Genomic DNA, 20967 nt, shown 5'->3' on the forward strand with positions numbered 1-20967 from the left:
ACACCGGCCGCCCTTCGGCCGTCGACCGGCTCGCGCCGCGGAGCGGTTACCGCGCCGCCGTCAGCTCCCGGCAGCGCTGTACATCCTCCGCCATCTGGTCCAGCAACCCTTCCAGCGACTCGAACTTCGCCTGTCCGCGCACGAAGGCGAGGAAGTCCACGGCGACGTGCAGTCCGTAGAGGTCGAGTCCGACACGGTCGATGGCGTACGCCTCCACCGTGCGCTCGGTGCCGTCGAACTGGGGGTTGGTGCCGACGGAGATCGCGGCCGGCATCGCCTCGCCGTCCGCGTGCAGCCAGCCCGCGTAGACGCCGTCCGCCGGGATCGCGGTGTGGGGCAGCGTCTCGACGTTGGCGGTCGGGAAGCCCAGTTCGCGCCCCCGCTGCGCCCCGCGCACCACGACCCCCTCCACCCGGTGCGGGCGGCCGAGGATCTCGCCTGCGCCCGCGAGATCGCCCTCGGCGACCAGCCGCCGGGTCAGCGTCGAGGAGAACGGCTGACCGCCGCCCGCCTCACCGCACAGCACCAGGTCGACGACCTCGACGTCGAAGTCGTAGACCTTGCCCTGCTCGGTCAGGAATGCGACGTCGCCCGCCGCCTTGTGGCCGAAGCGGAAGTTCGGGCCCTCGACGACCGCCTTGGCATGCAGCTTGTCGACCAGGACCTTGACCACGAAGTCCGCCGGGGACAGCTTCGAGAACTCCGTGGTGAAGGGAAGGATCAGCGAGGCGTCGACGCCCAGCTCCGCCATCAGCTCGGCGCGGCGGTGGTGCGGGGCGAGCAGCGGGGGGTGGCTGCCGGGGCGGACGACCTCGCTGGGGTGCGGGTCGAAGGTGACGACGACGGCGGGAACGCCCAGTTCGCGGGCGCGGTCCACGGCATGCCGGATGATCAGCTGGTGCCCGCGGTGGACCCCGTCGTAGGAACCGATGGTGACGACGCTGCGTCCCCAGCCCTCGGGGATGTCCTCCAAGCCACGCCAGCGCTGCACTGTGACCGCTCCTCGAACCCGTGTCCGTATCTGTCATTGCCTCTTACGCAGGACTAAGGGTGCCATGCCGGGTGCTTCCGGCCCGCATCGGCATGGAGGCTGTGACCCGGCCCACGTGAGCCGGGCCACGCGAGCCGGCCACGCGAGCGACGGGTCATGCGGGCACCCGTGTGCCCGCCAGGTTCTCGATCGTCCGGCGGGCGCTCGGCCCGACCACCGCCGCCCACTCGCCCGGCGCGTCCGTGAGCCAGGCCACCACCCGCGCGGCGAAACCCGGGACGTGCCGCGCCAGGTCGACCAGGCCGCGGTCGAAACGGGTCGCGCCGTCGGGGGTGCGGACGAGGAGCAGGCCGGTGCGGTGGACGAGGGCGCGCAGCTCGTCGCCGCTGTGTCCGGCGGCCGCGTGCAGCACGGCGTCCAGGACCGCCGGGTCGCTCTCATGGGTGAGGAGGTGCTCGAGGAGTTCGCGCCGCAGGGGCCGGGACTGCGGGGTGCCGACGGCGGCCAGGACGCCCGCCAGGGCGGCCCGCACCTGCTCGGGCCCGCCGCCGTCCAGCATTCCCGTGATCAGCGGCTGGAGGACGGCCCGGGCGGCGGGGCCCTGGTCGAGGCGGCGGTCGACGTGGTCGGCCACGTGCCCGGCGGTCTCCGGCCGCCGCTCCACGGTCTCCCGGACCAGGGCGGCGACCTGGGGGGCCAGGGCCGGCGTCGTGACGTCGGCGAGCGCGCGCAGGAGAGCGCCGGTGTCCGCGCGGCCGGGGCCGCACAGACGGGACCGGACGGCGTCCAGCACCAGCTCGGAGTGGGTGTTCAGGGCGGTGAGCAGGGCGTCCGGCGGCAGGTGCGGATCGCCGGCCGTGAACCGCTCGAGTGCCTGCGGGAGGTGCCGGGAACGGGTCTCGGGGTCCCGGACGAGAAGCGCGAGGGCGCCTCCGTGCAGGGTGTGGTCGGCGGGGCGGGCGAGCAGGGCCAGGGCCGCGTGGCGCAACAGGCGGCGGTCGGCCTCCATGTGGATGTGCGGGGCGGTGCGCAGTCCGTACGTCACCGCCGCGGCCCGGCGGGCGGGCCGCTCGTCGTGCGACCACCGGTCGACGGCCCGGCACAGCGCGGACGGCTCCTCCTCCGCCAGCACGCCGAGCAGCTCGTCGGCGCGGGGATGCGCACAGTCGGCCAGCACCTCCGTGAGGTCGTCCAGCGCCCGGTGCCGGTGGGTGTGCAGCAGCGCCTGCGCAGCCGTCGCCACGGTGGCGTGCGGGGTCGCCGGCAGCGGCCGTTCGTCGCCGAACCAGTGGACGAGGTGCGCCTGTACGGCGGGGGCGTCCACGGTGAGCAGCCGGCCGACGGCGTCCAGGTAGCGGGGCCCGTCCGCGTCGCGCGGGGCGCCGTCGGCGACCACCAGCCGGCGCAGGAGATCGAGACGGGCGTCGGGTGCGAGGGCGAGCTCCGCCCAGAACGCGGGGTCGAAGTCCACGAACCGGCCGTGTGTCCGGGCCCCCGCGCCGATCAGGTCCGCCAGCAGACGCAGGACACCCGTGTACGGCGTCGCGTCCGGGACCCGTGACAGGGTCTCGGTGAGCAGCCGGGCAGCCCACCACGAGTCCGGATCGGCATCCAGAGCGTGAATCAACTCACGGAGTCGCAAGGCGAGTTGATGAGGTCCCTGATGGCGGGCGAGGAGCAGCATGGCCTGCACGACGGGGCCCACCCGATGGTGCGGCACGGGCGGACGGCGCCCTCCGTCGGGAGTGCGGCGGCGGTGGACCAGGGCGCGCAGCGCCTCGTCCAGGTCGAGGTGGATGCCCTGGATCCAGTCGGCGAGTTCCTCGTGGGCGAAGCGGTAGCCACGTCCCGCGGGCACGAGGAGGCCCTCGGTGAGGACGGCGGACGCCCAGCCGGTGCCGCCACCGAGCCGAGCGGGCGCGGGACCCCAGGGGAACACCGCCTCGAACGACGCCCGGTCCAGTTCGCCCTGTCCCGGCCCGAGACTGCGGCGGGCGGCTTCGTGCACCTGACCGGAGACCTTCGCGGCGAGGCGTCGTACGGCGGTGCCGCGCAGCCCGGTGCCGGCGGCGAGGCGCACGGCGACGCGCAGGCACATCAGGTCGAGGTAGGCGGAGAGGACGTCGTCCCGGTCGACCGGCGCCTGTTCCCATGGGCCGGGGAGGGCGGCGCGGATCTCGGAGAGCAGGCGGAGGGTGAGGGGGTGCCGGTCGTCGGGGGCGGCGAGGACGGCCTCCGGCAGGGAGTAGCGGGCGCGGGCCTCGCGCGCCTCGTCGGCGGTGAGATCGCCGAGCCGGACACAGGGCGGGAGCGTGTCCCCGGCTGCCGCGACCCCGTGCAGCAGCTCGGGCGGGAACTCCGCGCCCGCCCGTTCCCAGTACTCCGCGCGGCAGGCCACCACCAGCCGCGTCCCGGTCTCCCGCAACCAGTCGGCCGTGCCCTCGGTCCACTCGGCGAGGCGGTGCGCGAGGATCGGGGGCATCTCCTCCGGCCCGTCGAGGAGGAGCAGCAGGGGGCGTCCGGCGGCGCCCGCGAGGCGGGCCAGCCGCTCGGGACCGACGTCACCCGGGCCGCAGGCTCCGGAAGGCCCGCCCGGGGCGGACGCCGACGCCCACCCGGGAGCCGACCCCGAAGGCGACGCCGTTGCCGCCGCCCACGCCGTGCCGGACCGCGACGCCGCACCCGTGCCGGGCGGCCGGCCCGCACCCGAGGCCGGACCGGATGCCCAGGACGAACCCGGCACCGCTCCCGGCACCGCACCCGACTCGACTGCCGCCGCCCCTGCCGAGCCCGAGCCCGGGTCCCGGACCGAGCCCGGTGTCGTCACGATGCGGGCCGCGCGGTTCAGCGCGCGGCGGGCCGCGTCGGCGAGTGATTCGTCCCCGTCCCTCAGATCGGCACCGCGCAGCCACAGTGTGGGGGCCGGCTCCGCGGCCCGGGCGCGGCGGGCGGCCAGGACGGCGATGGCCGTCGTACGGCCGCTGCCCGGAGCACCGACGAGGCCGAGCACGGCCGCCGGGCCCGTGAGGAAGGCGTCGAACTCCCTTGCCGGTCCGACGCGTTCGACCGGTTCGACCCTGGTGGCGGGGAAGTCGGTCCCGGTGTGGCCGAGATGGCCGCCCAGCGCTCCGGGCGGGCCGTCCGAAGCGACCGAAGTCGCCGTCAGTTCCAGCACGCCCGCCAGGTTGAGGTCGGCGCCGTATGCGGGCACGGTGGCCGCGTTACGGGCGAGCAGCTCGGCGAGCGGACCGCCGGCCGGAGCCTGCGCCCCGGCCGCCCCGCACCTGGCCACTCCCGCCCCGGGCCCTGGCCCCCACGCCCCGGTCGACGCGCTCGCTCCGGACCCTGCCATCCGCGCGCCGGTGTCCCTCCCCGCCGCACCACCCGCATCGCCGCCCGCACCAGCACCCGCACCCGGACCGGCTTCTGCACCCGCACCCGCCCCCGTCAGCGCCTGTCCCGCACCCGCGGCCGTCAGCGCCCGCCTCGCTCCGGCGGGCGGCGGTGTCATCGTTTCGTCGCGACGTTCGTCGCCGCCCGTGAGAAGGCCCGGCGGCCGGTTCGTCCGGTCACCGGTCTCCGGGATGTCGTCGGCGACCGGGCCGCGGGGGCGCAGGGGCACCGCGAAACCGACGTCGCGGTGGCCGGACCGCAGCGCCGTGCCGAGGACCGCGACGACGGCGCCCGTCCCGGCGTCGAGGACCGGCCCCCCGGCCGCGCCCCCGCCGAGCCGCAGCGCGTCCCGGCCCGAGGTGCCGATCGCGAGTTCCAGGGCGTCGTCCAGGAGGTGGAAGCGGTCCGGGGCCGTGTAGGTCACGGACGTCTCGGCCAGTACCCGCGCCTCGCGCCAGCATCCGGCGGCCAGCCGGACGTAGGTGCCGGTCTCGACGCCCTCCCGCACGGTCACCGGCAGCGGGTCCACCCCGAGGCCCTCGGTGCGCACCAGGGCCAGGTCGAGTTCCGGGAGGGGGGTGACCGCGTCGGCGGTCACCGCACAGCTGCGGTCGCCCGCGGCGTACAGGACGAGCCGGGTCAGGCCGTCGACCGCCTCGTGGCTGGTGATCACGGTGCCGTGGTGGTCGGCGACGAAGCCGGTGCCGCGGAGCCGGCCGGCGAGGTCGCGGACACGGACGAGACATGCCTCGGCGTCAGGAACGACGGCAAAGGTGTCCGGGATGTCGGGGGATTCCGGCGACGCCGGGGAATCGGGCGGATCCGCCGGGGCCGGCCGGGTCGCGCCCGGCAGGAAGTCCCGCGGGGATGTCCGCGGGCCTCGTGCCACCATCTCCGTACCTCCCGCCGCGCCCGCGTGCCCTGGGTCCGACGGTAGGGGCGGGATGATCAGCGGGACAGATCACGGCCCGAACGCGCCCCCCTGCGCTCCCTCGGTTCACTCCGAGCGCCTGCCCGGACGGGTGAATGAACGGGGGCCGTTGGATACACCCTAGGGGTGGGGGAACCGAGGGGGGACCGTGGAGCGGCGACGCAGCAGAACCCCGTGTACGCCGCTCCACGGGCACCTCGAATGCCCGTGGCGGAACACGCCACGGGCACCGGAAGAGACTCCTCGAGCCGTTCAGCCGCCGAAGACGGCGAGGCTCTTGGCCTTGCCCTTCTGCTCCTCGACCAGGGCCAGGAAGCGGTCCTCGGGGTCGAAGACGGCCACGGCGCCCGCGCCCGCGTACGCGTCGGGCATCTCCAGGCGCACACCGTTGGTGAGCAGCTGGGCCCGTTTCGCGTCCACGTTCCAGCGGGGGAACGCGGCGGTGGCCGCCTCGGCGATCGGCATCACGCTCAGCTCCTGCTGGAGCTGGTCGAGCGTCCTCGCCGAGTCCAGTTTGTAGGGGCCGACGCGGGTGCGGCGCAGGGCGGTGAGGTGGCCGCCGACACCCAGACCGGCGCCCAGGTCGCGGGCGAGGGCCCGGATGTAGGTGCCGGAGGAGCAGACGACGGACACGACCAGGTCCAGGACCGGGGTGCCGTCCTCGGCGACGGCGTCACGGACGTCGTACACCGAGAAGGACGAGACGGTGACCGGGCGGGCCGGGATCTCGAAGTCCTCGCCGTCACGGGCCCGCTTGTAGGAGCGGACGCCGTTGATCTTGATGGCGCTGACCTTGGACGGCACCTGCATGATGGCGCCGCTCAGCTCGGCGATGCCCGCGTCGATCGCGTCCCGGGTGACCTTCGAGGCGTCCGTGGACCCCGTGATCTCGCCCTCCGCGTCGTCGGTCAGGGTCGTCTGGCCGAGCCGGATCGTGCCCAGGTACTCCTTCTCGGTGAGCGCGAGGTGCCCGAGGAGCTTCGTCGCCTTCTCGATGCCGAGGACGAGGACGCCCGTCGCCATCGGGTCGAGCGTGCCGGCGTGGCCGACGCGGCGGGTCCCCGCGATCCCCCGCATCTTGGCCACGACGTCGTGCGAAGTGAAGCCCGACGGCTTGTCGACGATGACAAGGCCGTCGGGCGGGGTCGGCTTGCGGTTCATCAGGCGGAGTCGTCCGTCTCGTCCTCGTCACCGGGCTTCCTGTACGGGTCGGCCTCGCCCGCGTAGCCGGCGCCCGCGGACACCTCGCGGACCTTCTCGTCGGCGGCCCGCGCCTTGTCGAGGAGGTCGTCGATGGTGCGGGCGGTGTCCGGCAGGGCGTCGGCGACGAAGGCCAGCGTCGGCGTGAACTTCACACCGGCCGCGCGGCCCACCTCGGAGCGCAGGACGCCCTTGGCGCTCTCCAGGCCGGCGGCCGCGGCCGCCCGCTCCTCGTCGTCCCCGTACACGGTGTAGAAGACCGTGGCCTCCCTGAGGTCACCCGTGACCCGGGTGTCCGTGATGGTGACGTGGGAGCCGAGCCGCGGGTCCTTGATCCCGCGCTGCAGCTTCTGGGCCACCACCTGCTGGATGAGGTCCGCCAGCCTCTTGGCGCGCGCGTTGTCGGCCACTGGTCCGTCTCCCGTTCTTTCTTCTTCTCTTGCGTTTCGTGGTCGGTCGGTCAGTCGTCTTCGCCGTGGAAGCGGCGTCTGACCGACAGCAGCTCCACTTCGGGGCGCCCGGCGACCAGCCGTTCGCACCGGTCCAGTACATCGGTCAGATGCTCCGCGTCACCGGAGACCACCGCGAGGCCGATCACGGCCCTGCGGTGAAGGTTCTGGTTGTCCACCTCGGCCGCGCTCACCGCGTACTTGCGCTGGAGCTCGGCGACGATCGGACGGACGACGGAGCGCTTCTCCTTCAGCGAATGTACGTCGCCGAGGAGGAGGTCGAAGGACAGAGTCCCCACGTACATGTGTAACCGGTTCACCCGCCGGTACGGGATCGACGGCCCTGCCATCCATGGGACAGGGACATCAGGAACGGTACAACGATCCGGTCGGCGGCTCGACGGGGTTTTGCCCGCCGGGCCGACCGACGCGGGTCGGACGGGTCGAGCCCGTCGGGCCCCTGGACGAGGCCGTCGGGGCCGGAACGGGAGTCCGGGGGCGCAAGCCCCCGGGACGACGTGCCGGCCGACGGGACCATGTCCCGCCGGCCGGCACGAACCGTGGGCTTACACCCGCGGCTTCTCCCGCATCTCGTACGTCGCGATGACGTCGTCGATCTTGATGTCGTTGAAGTTTCCGAGGTTGATACCGCCCTCGTAGCCTTCGCGGATCTCGGTGACGTCGTCCTTGAAGCGGCGCAGGCCCTCGATGTTGAGGTTCTCGGCGATGACCTTGCCGTCGCGCAGGAGGCGCGCCTTGGTGTTGCGCTTGACCTCGCCCGAGCGGACCAGGACACCGGCGATGTTGCCCAGCTTGGACGACTTGAAGATCTCGCGGATCTCCGCCGTGCCGAGCTCGACCTCCTCGTACTCCGGCTTCAGCATGCCCTTCAGGGCCGCCTCGATCTCCTCGATCGCCTGGTAGATGACCGAGTAGTACCGGACGTCGACACCCTCACGCTCGGCCATCTGCGCCGCGCGGCCCGCCGCGCGGACGTTGAAGCCGATGACGATGGCGTCCGAGCCCATGGCCAGGTCGATGTCCGACTCCGTGACCGCACCGACGCCGCGGTGCAGGACGCGGATGTCGACCTCTTCGCCGACGTCCAGCTGGAGCAGGGAGGACTCGAGGGCCTCCACCGAACCGGAAGCGTCACCCTTGATGATCAGGTTCAGCTGCTGGACCTCGCCGGCCTTCAGGGCGGCGTCCAGGTTCTCCAGGGAGAACCTGCGCGTCCGCTTGGCGAAGGCGGCGTTCCGCTCGCGGGCGGCACGCTTCTCGGCGATCTGGCGGGCGGTGCGGTCCTCGTCGACGACGAGGAAGTTGTCGCCCGCACCCGGGACGTTGGTCAGGCCCAGGACCTGGACCGGCGTCGACGGGCCGGCCTCGGCGACGTTGTTGCCGTTGTCGTCGAGCATGGCGCGCACACGACCGTAGGCGTCGCCCACGACCATCGTGTCGCCGACCCGCAGCGTGCCTCGCTGGACGAGGACCGTCGCCACGGCACCGCGGCCGCGGTCGAGACGGGACTCGATCGAGATGCCCTGCGCGTCCTGGCTCGGGTTGGCCCGCAGGTCGAGCGAGGCGTCGGCCGTGAGGATCACGGCCTCCAGCAGCGAGTCGATGTTCAGACCCTGCTTGGCGGAGATGTCGACGAACATGGTGTCGCCGCCGTACTCCTCGGCCACCAGACCGAACTCGGTCAGCTGACCGCGCACCTTGGTCGGGTCGGCACCCTCGACGTCGATCTTGTTGACCGCGACGACGATCGGGACCTCGGCCGCCTTGGCGTGGTTGAGCGCCTCGACCGTCTGCGGCATGACGCCGTCGTTGGCCGCGACGACCAGGATCGCGATGTCGGTCGACTTCGCACCACGGGCACGCATGGCGGTGAACGCCTCGTGACCCGGGGTGTCGATGAAGGTGATCTTGCGCTCTTCTTCGTTGACCTCGGTCGCGACCTGGTAGGCACCGATGTGCTGGGTGATGCCGCCGGCCTCGCCCGCGATGACGTTCGTCTTGCGGATGGCGTCGAGCAGTCGGGTCTTACCGTGGTCGACGTGACCCATGACGGTGACGACCGGCGGACGGACCACCAGGTCCTCGTCGTCGCCCTCGTCCTCGCCGAACTCGATGTCGAAGGACTCGAGCAGCTCGCGGTCCTCCTCCTCGGGGCTGACGATCTGAACCTGGTAGTTCATCTCGCCGGCGAGGAGGTGCAGCGTCTCGTCGGAGACGGACTGCGTGGCCGTGACCATCTCGCCGAGGTTCATCATGACCGCGACGAGCGACGCCGGGTTGGCGTTGATCTTCTCGGCGAAGTCGGTGAGGGACGCACCGCGCGACAGGCGAATGGTCTCGCCGTTGCCGCGAGGCAGCATCACGCCGCCGACCGACGGGGCCTGCATGGCCTCGTACTCCTGGCGCCTCTGCCGCTTCGACTTGCGACCACGACGCGCGGGACCGCCGGGACGGCCGAAGGCGCCCTGCGTGCCACCACGGCCACCGGGACCGCCGGGACGACCGCCGAATCCGGGACGGCCACCGCCGCCACCGAAGCCGCCACCGCCGCCGGGGCCGCCGCCGCCGGGACGACCGGCGAAACCGCCGCCGCCACCCGGACGTGCACCGCCACCGGGACCGGCCGGACGACCTGCGAAGCCGCCGCCACCGGGACGACCGCCGCCGCCGGGACGACCGGCACCGCCGCCGCCACCCGGACCGCGGCCACCGGGGCCACCGCCGGGACGCGGGCCGGCAGCGGGACGCTGCGGCATCATGCCCGGGTTCGGACGAGGACCGCCGCCGGGACGCGGGCCGCCGGGGCCTGCGCCCTGCGGACGGGGCATACCGCCCGGAGACGGACGGGCGCCGCCCGGAGACTGCGGACGAGGACCGCCGCCCTGGCCACCGGGGCCCTGCGGACGGGGACCTGCGCCGGGAGCGCCGCCGGGGCCGCCGGCCGGCCGGGGCGCGCCCTGCGGACGGGGCGCCTGCGGGCGCGCCATGCCGGCGTTGCCGCCGGACGTGAAGGGGTTGTTGCCCGGACGCGGACCCGACGGACGGGCACCGCCCGGACGGGGGGCGCCGGCGCCACCGGGGCGCTGGCCCTGCGCGGCGGCCGGACGCTGGCCCTGACCGCGGTCACCGCGGTCACCGCGGTCGCCGCGGTCCTGGCCCTGACCGGGCGCGGGACGACCACCGGGACGGGGCGCGCCGGGGCGCGGTCCCTGGGAGGCCGGACGCGGGCCGGAGGACTGGGCCGGAGCCGCCGGGGCAGCCGGCGCGGCCGGCGGAGCGGTGAACTCCGGGGCGGCCGGGGCGGGACGCGGCGCGGGCTTGGGACCCGGCGTCGGACGCGGGCCGGAAGCCGCCGGCGCGGGGGCCGACGAGGCGGCCGGAGCCGCGGGGGCCGCCGGAGCCGCGGGCGTCTGCGCCGCGGGAGGCCTGGGGGCGGCCGGCCGCGGGGCGGCCGGGCCCGGACGGGCACCCTGCGCCGGGGACGGCGCGCCGGGCCTGGGGGCTGCCTTGCGCGGGGCGGGCTTGCCGCCGCCCTGGAAGGCGTCAGTCAGTTTGCGGACAACGGGCGCTTCGATGGTCGAAGACGCCGAACGGACGAATTCACCGAGTTCCTGGAGCTTGGCCATGACGGCCTTGCTCTCCACCCCGAACTCCTTGGCGAGTTCGTATACCCGGACCTTAGCCACTTCGCTCCTTTTAGGTCCGGGTGTGTCCGGACCGTCGCTACTTCATGGGCGTACTCATCGCGTGCTCATCGAGTGCTCATCGCAATCTCGACCTACTTCCAACTCGCGGGGTACCAGAGCCGCACGGAGGTTCCGTGCGACGCCTTCTTACGGTGTTGCCTGTTCGGCAACGGTCGTCTGCTCGACGTACTGGCGCAACACCTTTGTGTCGAGCGCTCCCGGGGCTCGCAACGCCCTCGTGAACGCCCGGCGGCGTACCGCCTGGTCGAGACAGACCGGGGCGGGATGCAGATACGCACCCCGGCCGGGCAGCGTACCGCGTGGATCGGGGACGCATGCGTCCTTGATCGCCACGATGCGCAGCAGCTCCGTCTTGGCCGCCCGGTCCCGGCACCCCACACAGGTGCGTTCAGGGCATACTCCGGCGATCGTCCGGCCAGACACTGTTAAGTCTACCTCCCCGCGGCGACCTCACCCCTTCGGGCCAGGACTCGAACACTTGCCGCGTTACATCTGTCGTGATCTGAGCCCCGGCAGGCCGAGATCTATTCCCCCGCCGCCCCGTGCTGCTCGGTGGGCTGTTCGATGTCCGGACGGATGTCGATGCGCCAGCCGGTCAGCCGGGCGGCGAGGCGGGCGTTCTGCCCTTCCTTGCCGATCGCCAGCGACAGCTGGTAGTCCGGCACCGTCACGCGCGCGGAGCGGGCCCCGAGGTCGACGACCTCGACCTTGGAGACCCGGGCCGGGGACAGCGCGTTCGCCACCATCTCGGCCGGGTCGTCCGACCAGTCGACGATGTCGATCTTCTCGCCGTTCAGCTCGCCCATCACGTTGCGGACCCGGCCGCCCATGGGGCCGATGCAGGCACCCTTGGCGTTCAGACCCGAACGGGTGGACCTGACGGCGATCTTCGTACGGTGACCGGCCTCGCGTGCGATGGCGGCGATCTCGACCGAACCGTCGGCGATCTCCGGCACCTCCAGGGCGAAGAGCTTCTTCACCAGGTTGGGATGTGTACGGGAGAGCGTCACGGACGGACCGCGCACTCCCTTCGCCACCCGGACGACGTACGACCGCAGGCGCATGCCGTGCGGATACGTCTCGCCGGGGACCTGCTCCTGGACCGGCAGGATGGCCTCGAGCCGGCCGATGTCCACCAGCACGTTCTTCGGGTCGCGGCCCTGCTGGACCACACCGGTGACGATGTCGCCCTCACGGCCGGCGTACTCGCCGAGCGTCGCGTCGTCCTCGGCGTCGCGCAGGCGCTGGAGGATCACCTGCTTGGCCGTGGTGGCGGCGATGCGGCCGAAGTCGGACGGGGTGTCGTCGAACGCGCGGGGCTCCTGCCCCTCCTCGAGGTCCTCGGGGTCCTCCTTCGCCCACACGGTCACATGTCCGGTCTCCCGGTTGAGCTCCACGCGCGCGTGTCGGCGGCTTCCCTCGGTGCGGTGGTAGGCGATGAGGAGGGCCGACTCGATCGCCTCGACCAGCAGGTCGAAGGAGATCTCCTTCTCCCGCACCAGGCCCCGCAGGGCGCTCATGTCGATGTCCACGGCTACGCCTCCTCTTCCATCTCGTTCTCGTCGTTCTCGTCGTGCTCGTTCGGGTCGTGCTTGCCGCTCTTGTCCCTGCGGTTGAACTCGACCTGCACACGTGCCTTGTCGATGTCACCGAAGGGGAGTCTGCGGGCGGTGGCCTTGCGGCCCTTCACGCCGGGCACCTCGAGGTCGAGTCCCTCGTCGTCGACCGTCAGGATCCGGGCGACCAGTTCGCCGCCCTCGCTCAGCTGGAACCTGACCAGGCGGTCCACGGCGCGCACGTAGTGCCGGTGCTCGGTGAGAGCGCGCTCCGCGCCCGGGGTGCCGACCTCGAGGGTGTACTCGCCCTCGCCCATCGCGTCCGTCTCGTCGAGCTTCGCCGAGAGCGCGCGGCTCACATCGGCGATCTGGTCCAGGTCCGCTCCGGAGTCGGAGTCGACGACGACGCTCAGCACCCGCTTGCGTCCCACGGAGTCCACGGCGATCTCTTCCAGATCCAGTCCCTGGGAGGCGACGAGCGGTTCCAGGAGCTCTCGCAGCCTCTCGCTCTGGGTGGTGCTCATCCGGGTGACTCCTCGGCCGCGTGTGCTGTTGTGGGACGGTGCGCGTGTCTGGTCAAAGGGTATCCGGTCGCAGGGTGTGTTGCCGTCCACCCGTGCACGCAGGGTGGCGGACCCTCGCGGGGCGGTGCCGCTGAGTGGTGCGGGCCGGGCGCGCGGGTACGGTGATCACGGGCCCGCCGCCCACCAGGACGCCAGTTCCGTACGAGTTCCCGAGGACGCCTGCCGTGCCCTTGCCCCTCCCCTCGCGCACCCCGTCGGGGCCGCGCAGAAGATCCCTGCTCGCGTCGGCCGCGGGAGCGGCACTGCTGGTGGGCTGCACGTCCGGCACCGAGCAGACCGAGGAGAGCGAGAGCGGGACCCCGTCGGCCACCGAACGCGCACGCGCGCGTGCGGCTCAGGAGAGCAGCGCGCTGGTGGCCCGGTACGACGCCGTCCTCGCCGTCCATCCCTCGCTGGCGGGACGGCTCGAGCCGCTGCGGGCGGAGGTCGTCCGGCATGTGGAGGCGTTCGGGGGTGCGCCGAAGGCATCCCCCTCAGCCACCGGTTCCGTCACGGACTCCCCCACGGTTCCTCCCACGACCTCCACCGCGGCTCCACCCGCCGCTCCCACGGCCGGCGCTTCGGCCGGTGCTTCAACCGCGCTGTCCGCCCCGCCGTCCTCCGCGCCGTCCGCCGTGCCGATCACCGACACGGCCGCCGTCGCCTCGCTGGCCGCCGACGAGCGGGCGCTCGCCGACCGCAGGGCCACGGAACTGATGGACGCCCCGGGGGAACTGGCCCGGCTGCTGGCCTCGGTGGCGGCGGCCGGTGCGGCGCACGCCTATCTGCTGACGGAGGGGACTCGATGAGCGAGGCGACGAGCGCGGAGCTGACGGCACTCCAGGCGGCGCTGGCCGCCGAGCATGCCGCCGTGTACGGGTACGGGGTGGTCGGCGGACGGATCGGCGAGGCACGGCGCGCCGAGGCCCGGGCGGCCTACGACGCCCACCGGGCGCGCCGGGACGCACTGGGGCGCGAGGTGCGCGACGCCGGGGCCGAACCCGTCGCCGCGAGCGCCGGTTACGCCTTGCCGTTCCCCGTGCCGGACTCCGTCGCGGCCGTCCGGCTCGCCGCCGAGCTGGAGGAACGGGTGGCCGGGGTGTACTCCGACCTGGTGCGGGCAGCCGGGGCCGCACGGCGCCGGGAGGCGGCGGGTGCGCTGCGCGAGGCCGCGGTCCGTGCGGTGCGCTGGCGCGGCGGGAGCGTAGCCTTCCCTGGTCTCGCCGAGCGGGCCGGTACGGATCCGGCCACAGGTTCGGCGACCGGGGCGGCCACGGGTCCGGCGTCCGTACCGGCACCGGCCACGCCCCCTGCGGCGGCAGCGCCCTCGGGGACACCGGCGGCTTGAGCCGAAGAGGGCCGAAGAGGAAGGGAACGACTCGCGCATGGCTTTCGAACCGCCGCAGCGTCTGGTGAGGGCGCTCGGTGAGACGGCACCGGACGGTGACGGCTGGTTGGAGAAGCTGCCGGAGGCGGCCCGGCAGGCCGTCGCGCTGAGCGAGTCGACCGTCGACCGGGTGCAGGCGCCGGGCGGCCGGACCAGCCTGGTCGTGCTCGTGCGGCGGATGGACGGGACGCCGGCCGTGCTGAAGCTGGCCCCGCCCCGATTCCGGCCGGAGGCCGAGCGCGCCGCGCTGGCGCACTGGGACGGCCTGGGCGCCGTCCAGCTGCTGGAGGGACCGCAGACGGCGGGGGCGCTGCTGCTCGAACGGCTGCATCCCGATGTGTCGGTGCGGTCACTGGCCGAGGCGAAGGCGCTGCTGGAGGCGGCGGGAACGCTGCGGCGGCTGTGGGTGGAACCGCCGGCCGGCCACTCCTTCGAGTCCGTGGCCGACCGTACGGAGCGGCAGGCGGCCGCGATGCGGGCGACCGCCGAAGCACGACCCGAGACGGCCGCCCTCGTGGACGCGGCGCTCGCCGCCCGTACCGACCTGCTGGCGGCGCCGCCCGAGCACCGGCTGCTGCACGGGACGTTCCGGCAGAGCAAGGTGCTGGCCGGTGAGCGGATGCCGTGGCTGGCCGTGGGACCGGACCCGGTGGTCGGCGAGTGCGCCTTCGACCTGGCAAGGCTGGTCCGCGACCGGGTGGAGGACCTGATCGCCTCGTCGTCCGGGGCGGCGACCACCCGGCGCCGGGTGAAGCGGCTCGCGGAGTCCCTGGAACTGGATCAGGAACGGCTGCGCGGCTGGACGCTGTTCCGCGCCGTGGAGTCGGGCCTGCGGGCGCTCCGGGTGGGCCGGCCGCGCGATGCCGAGCTGCTGCTCGAATTCGCGGGCTGGCTGTAGCGGGCCGGCACCCGGCATGCCGGGCAGGGGCGCCTCCGACGGCAGCCGGACGGGCACGGGCGGGCCCTGACACGAACCCGGGCACGGGACCGCCGACGCCGGACACCGGACACCGGACCACTGCTCCGGCCTCGGGCCGCAGCACGACGTCGTACCCCTGGCCCGTCCGAGGCCGGACCGGACAGGGACGTGCCGGACGGTGCCGGAGGCCGTGCCCGACCGTGAAGCCGACGGTGTCGGCACGGGCAAGGCGACCGGACCGTGTCTCCCTGCCGGAGATGACGGCAGGGAGACACGGGGGATCCGGCCGACGTGCCTCCCGAGCCTGCCAACCGGAGTCTCGCGGGGCCGGCCGTGGCGGCAGCCGTGCGCCGTCAGTGGTCGGCGGGGCGCACCGGCGGCCGGCTGTCGGTGGATGCGATGAACTCGGCGGGTGCGGTGAACAGGGTCTCCTCCACGGCCAGCAGACGGGTGTGCCTGCGGATGTGGGCGGACTGGTCCAGGATCCTGTGGTCGTCCTGGCGCGGAAAGACCGGGGCCGGTTCCGCGAACGGGACGTGTGCGAACAGCGGGAGGTCGGCCGGTGGGAGACGCCAGGACAGTTGCCGCTCCCCGGCCACCAGCCGCAACACGTGCGTGCCGCCGGGTGCGGAGTCGGCGGCCGGGGTGATGAGGGCGCTCGAGGGGTGGAGCGCCGCCAGCCAGGCGAGCAGGTGCGCCCGCTCGTGGGAGACGCGGGCCAGTTCCCGTTCGTAGGAGTCGGCATGGCGCTGCCAGCGGGCCAGCTCCTGCCGGGTGGTGACCAGATCCAGGGCGAGGCGGTCACCCGGCCCGGTCTCCTGCCGGGCGATCCGGCCGCGCGGCCTGAGGAGGCGCAGAAGCGCGGCCGCCCGGCCGACGGGACGGTCGGCTCGGGTACGGCGGGATGGGGAGCCGCCGAACCGGGGCTCCCCGGGCCGAGGTCCCGTCGGGGGTGAGGACATGAGGTACTCCGGTGGCGATGAGCGGGTGGTCAGGTCCGACGCGGCAGGTCGGGCGGGGTCCACGGCAGGCCGTCCTCACCACCGCCGCGAGCCTCCTCGCGCACCGTCCCCGCCACCTCGGGCACCACCGGCACCACCGGCACCAGCGGCACCAGCGGCACCAGCCGAAACCCCGGGTCCGTCCCTGGTGCCGTGCCCCTCCCCGGCACCAGGGGCGGCTCCGGGGTCACCGCACGCCTGCGCGCCGCGACTCCCGGGGCCGGTGTCACGCCCCCTTCTTCGCGCGTCGCGGTCGGCTCCCGCTTCCTGGCCCGCCCGGCCGGCTTCGGCGCCTCGGCTCCGAGGGGCGCCCTGCCCCGTACCGGTGACAGCGGCCCCGACTGGGCTTCGACGTTGGCGAGCGAGCACCGCTCGAGCCGGCCGTCGAGGGAGAGCAGCGGCATCCCGTCCTGGTTGCGGGAGCCGTGGAAGTACCAGACGTCCCCGTGTGCGTCGCGCTGGGGAACGGCCAGGTCGTACGTGGCGGCGCCGAGCCGGAACGGGCGCTTCTCCGCCGCGGCGGGCGCCCTCGGCGGCGCCGTGCCGGTGCCCCGGGCCACGACGGTCACCCGGACGCCGTCGCGTTGCCCCTCACCCGTGACCGTGCGGGGGCGGGCCTCGTTCCGGACGGCCGTGATGCCGAAGTACGCGCGCCACCTGACCCATTGCGCGGGATCGTCGACGCGGAGCAGGACGCCCACCCGGTCGCCCTCGACGCGGATGCCGTGCGGACCGGGGTGTCCTTCCAGGTCGCGTGCGACGGCGCGGGCCACCCGCCGGGCCCTGGCGCAGGAGGCGTCCCAGGCCAGGGCCTGCCGTTCCAGTTCGGTGACCGGCCGTGCGGCGGGGGACCATCCGCCGTCCGGCGCCCGGTGCAGCACCACGCCGAAGGAGTGCTCGGGGTCGACGAGCAGACGGGCGGAGTCCAGCGCGTGGGCCACGGCCGTGGCCTGTTCGGGCCGGACGGAATCCAGGACCGCGTGGATCAGGCGCGCGGCATGCGGGAGGTTGCCGTTCACGCGGGCACCGCCCCGGTCGACCAGCGCAGTTTCTGGAGGGCCCGGTAGGTGAGCGTCTTGACGGCGCCGACGCTCCGGCCCATCGCCAGGGCCGTCTCCTCCGCCGTCAGTTCGTCGAGGTAGCGCAGCTCCACGCAGTGCCGTTGGTGGGCGTTGAGCGTGTGCAGGACCGTACGGAGCGTCTCATGGGCCTCGACGGCCTCCAGTTCGCGCAGGGCGAGCGCGTCGGCGCCCCGGCCGTGTTCCTGGGGGTCCCGGATCTCGCCGACGGGGGTCTCCAGCCGGGTGCGCCCGCAGGACAGTTCGTCGAGGTGGAGGTTCTTCGCGATGGTGATCAGCCAGGCGGCGAAGGCCCTGCCCTGCCAGGTATAGGCGTCGATGCGGCGCAGGGCGCGGGTGAACACCTCCTGGGTCAGATCCTCCGCCAGGTGTCTGTTGCGCGTCCGGATGAGCAGGAAGCGGTACACGACGCGGTAGTGCTCGTCATAGAGGGCGGCGAACGCCTCCCGGTCGCCGTTCCGGGCCCGGGCGACCAGTTCGGGCTCCGGGCCGGCCGGCTCGGTGGCGGCGCTGTTCGGTACGGCCATAATGACCTCCGCATCTTCAATATGCTTGTAGATGTAGATTATTTGGAGGAACCTCACCCGCACGTATGCGTCCGGGGATATCTACAGTCTTCAGGTAGATGCATATTGTGTCAAGTGGCCTACGGAGCGTGAGGGGCGGGTGGGGAGAGGCCGGGATCCGCCCTCTGGGGCATCGGGGGCGCACGACGGCGCCACGGCGGCCGCAATGCTCCGGCGTGCACCCGCAGCCCACCCGGCTGGTCTGCGATCTACTTGCGCTTGTAGATATCGATGACCGATCCTGCGATCGTGACGAACCAGCAGAGCCACCCAGGAGACCCGGATTCCGGCGACGATCCCACACGTCGGGAAGCTGACCTCGCCGCTCTGCTCGAACGACTCCTGGCCGGCGCTCCGGGGAGGACGCAGAAGGACCTCGCGGCGGAGGCCGGGATCTCGTACCCGACGCTGAACGCCTGGATGAACCGGACGCGCGGTACCTCCCGCATCGACCCGGAGAAGCTGCGCGCCATGGTCGAGGTGTTCCGGCACTGGGGCGTGCCCACGACGCCCAGGGAGTTCTTCGAGGCGGCCGGCCGTCCGATACCCGGCCCCAGCGGGGACGAGCGGGAGGCCCGACTCCTCAAGCTGTACCGGCAATTGCCCGAGTCACGCCAGCGCGCCCTGCTCAAGGACGCCGAGGCGATGCTCCAGGTCAGCCGCATCACCTGAGGTCAGCCGAGCCGGACGGGACGGGCTGCCGCGCCGACGGCGTTCACGGGGCATCACACACAAGCCTCACTCAACAGATGAATATGACGAAACCCCCCACGATCACGACCGCCATCGGTACCATCACTCAGCCGCTGGCCTCCCGGAGCGGATCACTTCACGGCGTCGTGCATCCCTGGGGAGACAGTTGTGTGCATCCGTATTTGTGTGGCAGACGATCTGCCGAGGATCGCGGTCTGGGATCCGGACGAGGTCAGCATCCGAGTGGCCAGGGGATTTCCGGCCCGCGACGTGCTCCGGGAAGTACGCGACATCCTCATGATCGATCTGGGCGCCGCTTCCGGCGGCGGTCGGCTGCGGTGCTTCTGCGGTATGCGCGTGGAACTCCCGCGCGAGCTGACGCCCTGCGTCGTCGTGGCCGGCTGAACCCTCGTCAGCTTGCCGGTACCGGGGCGAGCCGTAGGGCGAGCACCGGACAGTCACCGGCGGCCCTACGGGCCCGCTTCGCCGTGCGGGCCGGAACGGGCGTGCCATCCACCAGGGGGTAGCCCCGCTCGTCGAGCGTGAGGGCGGGCCGCCGCGGGCGGGACGGCCGCGGCCAGGGCGGCCGTGCGCCACGCACCTCTGCGGACCGCTGCCGCGGCCCCCCGTTCGTTCTCCCTGGTCGCCATGACCGTTCCCCCCGCAGTGACGTGCTGTCACGCCCTACGGTCGGGGAACGGCCTGAGAGCAGGCTGTGAGGCAGCCGTACGCCCCGGCAGAACTCTCCGGGACGTCGCTTCACGTCACGCGGTCAGCCGGGCGATCGCCTCGTCGACCGTGAGCTCCTCGCGCTCACCGGTCCTGCGGTCCTTCAGCTCCAGGACACCTTCGGCGGAGCGGCGGCCCGCCACCAGGATCTTCGGTACGCCCATCAGCTCGGAGTCGGTGAACTTCACGCCCGGGGAGACGCCGGCCCGGTCGTCGACCAGGACGCGCAGACCGGCCGCGCGCAGCTTCTCGGAGACGTCGAGCGCCAGCTCGGTCTGCAAGGCCTTGCCCGCGGCGACGACGTGCACGTCCGCCGGAGCGACCTCGGCGGGCCAGCACAGGCCCTTCTCATCGGCGCTCTGCTCGGCGAGGGCGGCGACGGCGCGGGAGACGCCGATGCCGTAGGAGCCCATGGTGACGCGGACCGGCTTGCCGTTCTGGCCGAGGACGTCGAGCTTGAGGGCGTCGGCGTACTTGCGGCCCAGCTGGAAGATGTGACCGATCTCGATGGCGCGGTCCAGGTGCAGTCCGGTGCCGCACCGGGGGCAGGGGTCGCCCTCCTTGACGACCACGACGTCGACGTACTCGCCGACCTCGAAGTCACGGCCCGCGACGACGTTCTTCGCGTGGGTGTTCTCCTTGTTGGCGCCGGTGATCCAGGCGGTGCCGGGCGCCACGCGCGGGTCGGCGATGTACCTGACCTTCTCCAGGCCCTGCGGGCCGACGTAGCCGCGCACCAGGTCCGGGCGGCCCACGAAGTCCTCGGCGGTGACCAGTTCGACGGCGGCGGGGGCGAAGTGCGCCTCGACCTTGCCCAGGTCGACCTCGCGGTCGCCGGGCACACCGACCGCGACGATCTCGCCGTCCACCTTCACCAGGAGGTTCTTCAGCGTCGCCGAGGCCGGGACGCCGAGGGAGGCGGCCAGGGTCTCGATGGTGGGGGTGTCCGGGGTCGGGATCTCCTCGAGCGCGGCCACGCCGTCGGCGTCCACCGGCTTCAGCTCGTACGTGATCGCCTCGGTGTTGGCGGCGAAATCGCAGTTCGGGCAGTCCGCGAAGGTGTCCTCGCCGGCGCCGGCCGGAGCGAGGAACTCCTCCGACTTGGAGCCGCCCATCGCGCCCGCGGTCGCCGCGCAGATGCGGTAGTCGAGGCCGAGGCGCTCGAACACCCGCTGGTACGCCTGGCGGTGCAGCGCGTAGGACCGGGCGAGGCCCTCGTCCTCGGTGTCGAAGGAGTAGGAGTCCTTCATGAGGAACTCGCGGCCGCGCAGGATGCCGGCCCGGGGACGGGCCTCGTCACGGAACTTGGTCTGGATCTGGTAGAGGATGACCGGCAGGTCCTTGTAGGAGGACGCCTGGTCCTTCACGATCAGCGTGAAGATCTCCTCGTGGGTCGGACCGAGGAGGTAGTCGCCGCCCCTGCGGTCCTGGAGGCGGAACAGTTCCGGTCCGTACTCGTCCCAGCGGCCCGTCGCCTCGTAGGGCTCGCGCGGCAGCAGCGCGGGGAGGCTGACCTCCTGGGCGCCGATCGCGTCCATCTCCTCGCGGACGATGCGCTCGACGTTGGCGAGGACCTTCTTGCCGAGCGGCAGCCAGGACCAGATGCCGGCGGCGGTGCGGCGGACGTAGCCGGCCCGGACAAGGAGCTTGTGGCTGAGGACCTCCGCGTCCGCCGGGTCGTCGCGCAGCGTCTTCGCCATCAACTGGGACATGCGCTGGACCGGTGCGTTCGCCATGGTTGTCGTACTCCTGCCGATGGGGGTCCCCGCCCCCGGGCTGGAC

18 protein-coding genes are annotated in these 20967 nt (G+C 73.3%); 5 read left to right on the plus strand and 13 right to left on the minus strand.

Going from position 1 to position 20967, the window contains the following annotated elements:
* Window positions 1-46: 46 nt before the first annotated feature.
* From OHS71_RS12185 to rimP, 9 genes are all read right to left on the minus strand, one after another.
* The gene (locus OHS71_RS12185) at window positions 47-991 is read right to left on the minus strand and encodes a bifunctional riboflavin kinase/FAD synthetase (protein ID WP_328479408.1); all 945 of its coding nucleotides are present in this window, start codon (window positions 989-991) and stop codon (window positions 47-49) included.
* A 154-nt stretch (window positions 992-1145) separates the two neighbouring features.
* Window positions 1146-5276: a trypsin-like peptidase domain-containing protein gene (locus OHS71_RS12190; RefSeq protein ID WP_328479409.1), complete on the minus strand. Its 4131-nt coding sequence runs from the start codon at window positions 5274-5276 to the stop codon at window positions 1146-1148.
* Window positions 5277-5567: 291 nt separating this feature from the next.
* The gene (gene truB, locus OHS71_RS12195) at window positions 5568-6476 is read right to left on the minus strand and encodes a tRNA pseudouridine(55) synthase TruB (protein ID WP_328479410.1); all 909 of its coding nucleotides are present in this window, start codon (window positions 6474-6476) and stop codon (window positions 5568-5570) included.
* A complete protein-coding gene (gene rbfA, locus OHS71_RS12200) occupies window positions 6476-6925 on the minus strand; it encodes a 30S ribosome-binding factor RbfA (RefSeq protein ID WP_328479411.1) in 450 nt (149 codons plus the stop codon). The genes truB and rbfA overlap by 1 nt, the downstream gene beginning before the upstream one ends.
* Window positions 6926-6975: 50 nt before the next feature.
* Window positions 6976-7269 carry a DUF503 domain-containing protein gene (locus OHS71_RS12205; protein WP_328484484.1) on the minus strand — a complete coding sequence of 98 codons (294 nt, stop codon included), beginning with the start codon at window positions 7267-7269 and terminating at the stop codon, window positions 6976-6978.
* A 261-nt stretch (window positions 7270-7530) separates the two neighbouring features.
* The gene (gene infB / locus OHS71_RS12210) at window positions 7531-10671 is read right to left on the minus strand and encodes a translation initiation factor IF-2 (RefSeq protein WP_328479412.1); all 3141 of its coding nucleotides are present in this window, start codon (window positions 10669-10671) and stop codon (window positions 7531-7533) included.
* 147 nt (window positions 10672-10818) lie between these two features.
* Window positions 10819-11115 carry a YlxR family protein gene (locus OHS71_RS12215; protein ID WP_328479413.1) on the minus strand — a complete coding sequence of 99 codons (297 nt, stop codon included), beginning with the start codon at window positions 11113-11115 and terminating at the stop codon, window positions 10819-10821.
* Window positions 11116-11216: 101 nt separating this feature from the next.
* A complete protein-coding gene (gene nusA / locus OHS71_RS12220; protein WP_328479414.1) occupies window positions 11217-12224 on the minus strand; it encodes a transcription termination factor NusA in 1008 nt (335 codons plus the stop codon).
* A gap of 2 nt (window positions 12225-12226) precedes the next feature.
* Window positions 12227-12772: a ribosome maturation factor RimP gene (gene rimP / locus OHS71_RS12225; protein WP_328479415.1), complete on the minus strand. Its 546-nt coding sequence runs from the start codon at window positions 12770-12772 to the stop codon at window positions 12227-12229.
* Window positions 12773-12996: 224 nt separating this feature from the next.
* On the opposite strand from rimP, the gene OHS71_RS12230 reads away from it, so the two are divergent.
* From OHS71_RS12230 to OHS71_RS12240, 3 genes are read left to right on the plus strand one after another with little or no spacing between them, the layout of a single operon-like run.
* Window positions 12997-13620, plus strand: a complete 624-nt coding sequence (locus tag OHS71_RS12230; RefSeq protein ID WP_328479416.1) for a hypothetical protein — start codon at window positions 12997-12999, stop codon at window positions 13618-13620.
* Window positions 13617-14159, plus strand: coding sequence for a ferritin-like domain-containing protein (locus tag OHS71_RS12235; RefSeq protein ID WP_328479417.1), 543 nt, complete (start codon window positions 13617-13619; stop codon window positions 14157-14159). Before OHS71_RS12230 ends, OHS71_RS12235 begins: the two co-directional genes overlap by 4 nt.
* 37 nt (window positions 14160-14196) lie before the next feature.
* A complete protein-coding gene (locus OHS71_RS12240) occupies window positions 14197-15096 on the plus strand; it encodes an aminoglycoside phosphotransferase family protein (RefSeq protein WP_328479418.1) in 900 nt (299 codons plus the stop codon).
* A 374-nt stretch (window positions 15097-15470) separates the two neighbouring features.
* Here the strand turns inward: OHS71_RS12240 and OHS71_RS12245 are convergent, their stop codons facing one another.
* From OHS71_RS12245 to OHS71_RS12255, 3 genes are read right to left on the minus strand one after another with little or no spacing between them, the layout of a single operon-like run.
* Window positions 15471-16079 carry a hypothetical protein gene (locus OHS71_RS12245; RefSeq protein WP_328479419.1) on the minus strand — a complete coding sequence of 203 codons (609 nt, stop codon included), beginning with the start codon at window positions 16077-16079 and terminating at the stop codon, window positions 15471-15473.
* Between the two features lie 29 nt (window positions 16080-16108).
* Window positions 16109-17137, minus strand: coding sequence for a BN159_2729 family protein (locus OHS71_RS12250; RefSeq protein ID WP_328479420.1), 1029 nt, complete (start codon window positions 17135-17137; stop codon window positions 16109-16111).
* Window positions 17134-17724 (minus strand): sigma-70 family RNA polymerase sigma factor, encoded by a 591-nt coding sequence (locus OHS71_RS12255; RefSeq protein WP_328479421.1) that lies wholly within the window; start codon window positions 17722-17724, stop codon window positions 17134-17136. Before OHS71_RS12255 ends, OHS71_RS12250 begins: the two co-directional genes overlap by 4 nt.
* 288 nt (window positions 17725-18012) lie before the next feature.
* Here OHS71_RS12255 and OHS71_RS12260 point away from each other — a divergent pair, with 288 nt between their 5' ends.
* On the plus strand, window positions 18013-18435 hold the full coding sequence (locus OHS71_RS12260; protein WP_328479422.1) for a helix-turn-helix domain-containing protein: 423 nt from the start codon (window positions 18013-18015) through the stop codon (window positions 18433-18435).
* A gap of 207 nt (window positions 18436-18642) precedes the next feature.
* Complete coding sequence (locus OHS71_RS12265) at window positions 18643-18861, plus strand: hypothetical protein (protein WP_328479423.1); 219 nt, start codon at window positions 18643-18645, stop codon at window positions 18859-18861.
* A gap of 359 nt (window positions 18862-19220) precedes the next feature.
* On the opposite strand, the gene OHS71_RS12270 is transcribed toward OHS71_RS12265, so the two are convergent.
* Window positions 19221-20921 (minus strand): proline--tRNA ligase, encoded by a 1701-nt coding sequence (locus OHS71_RS12270; protein WP_328479424.1) that lies wholly within the window; start codon window positions 20919-20921, stop codon window positions 19221-19223.
* Between the last annotated feature and the right edge of the window lie 46 nt (window positions 20922-20967).

It is taken from the genome of Streptomyces sp. NBC_00377 (assembly GCF_036075115.1).
Lineage (GTDB): Bacteria > Actinomycetota > Actinomycetes > Streptomycetales > Streptomycetaceae > Streptomyces.

What these genes read in the sequence shown, in the direction of transcription:
- OHS71_RS12270 (WP_328479424.1), bottom strand. Translation starts at nt 20,921, where the DNA reads ATGGCGAACGCACCGGTCCAGCGCATGTCCCAGTTGATGGCGAAGACG.
- OHS71_RS12245 (WP_328479419.1), bottom strand. Translation starts at nt 16,079, where the DNA reads ATGTCCTCACCCCCGACGGGACCTCGGCCCGGGGAGCCCCGGTTCGGC.
- truB (WP_328479410.1), bottom strand. Translation starts at nt 6,476, where the DNA reads ATGAACCGCAAGCCGACCCCGCCCGACGGCCTTGTCATCGTCGACAAG.
- OHS71_RS12255 (WP_328479421.1), bottom strand. Translation starts at nt 17,724, where the DNA reads ATGGCCGTACCGAACAGCGCCGCCACCGAGCCGGCCGGCCCGGAGCCC.
- OHS71_RS12240 (WP_328479418.1), top strand. Translation starts at nt 14,197, where the DNA reads ATGGCTTTCGAACCGCCGCAGCGTCTGGTGAGGGCGCTCGGTGAGACG.
- OHS71_RS12190 (WP_328479409.1), bottom strand. Translation starts at nt 5,276, where the DNA reads ATGGTGGCACGAGGCCCGCGGACATCCCCGCGGGACTTCCTGCCGGGC.
- rimP (WP_328479415.1), bottom strand. Translation starts at nt 12,772, where the DNA reads ATGAGCACCACCCAGAGCGAGAGGCTGCGAGAGCTCCTGGAACCGCTC.
- OHS71_RS12235 (WP_328479417.1), top strand. Translation starts at nt 13,617, where the DNA reads ATGAGCGAGGCGACGAGCGCGGAGCTGACGGCACTCCAGGCGGCGCTG.
- OHS71_RS12205 (WP_328484484.1), bottom strand. Translation starts at nt 7,269, where the DNA reads ATGTACGTGGGGACTCTGTCCTTCGACCTCCTCCTCGGCGACGTACAT.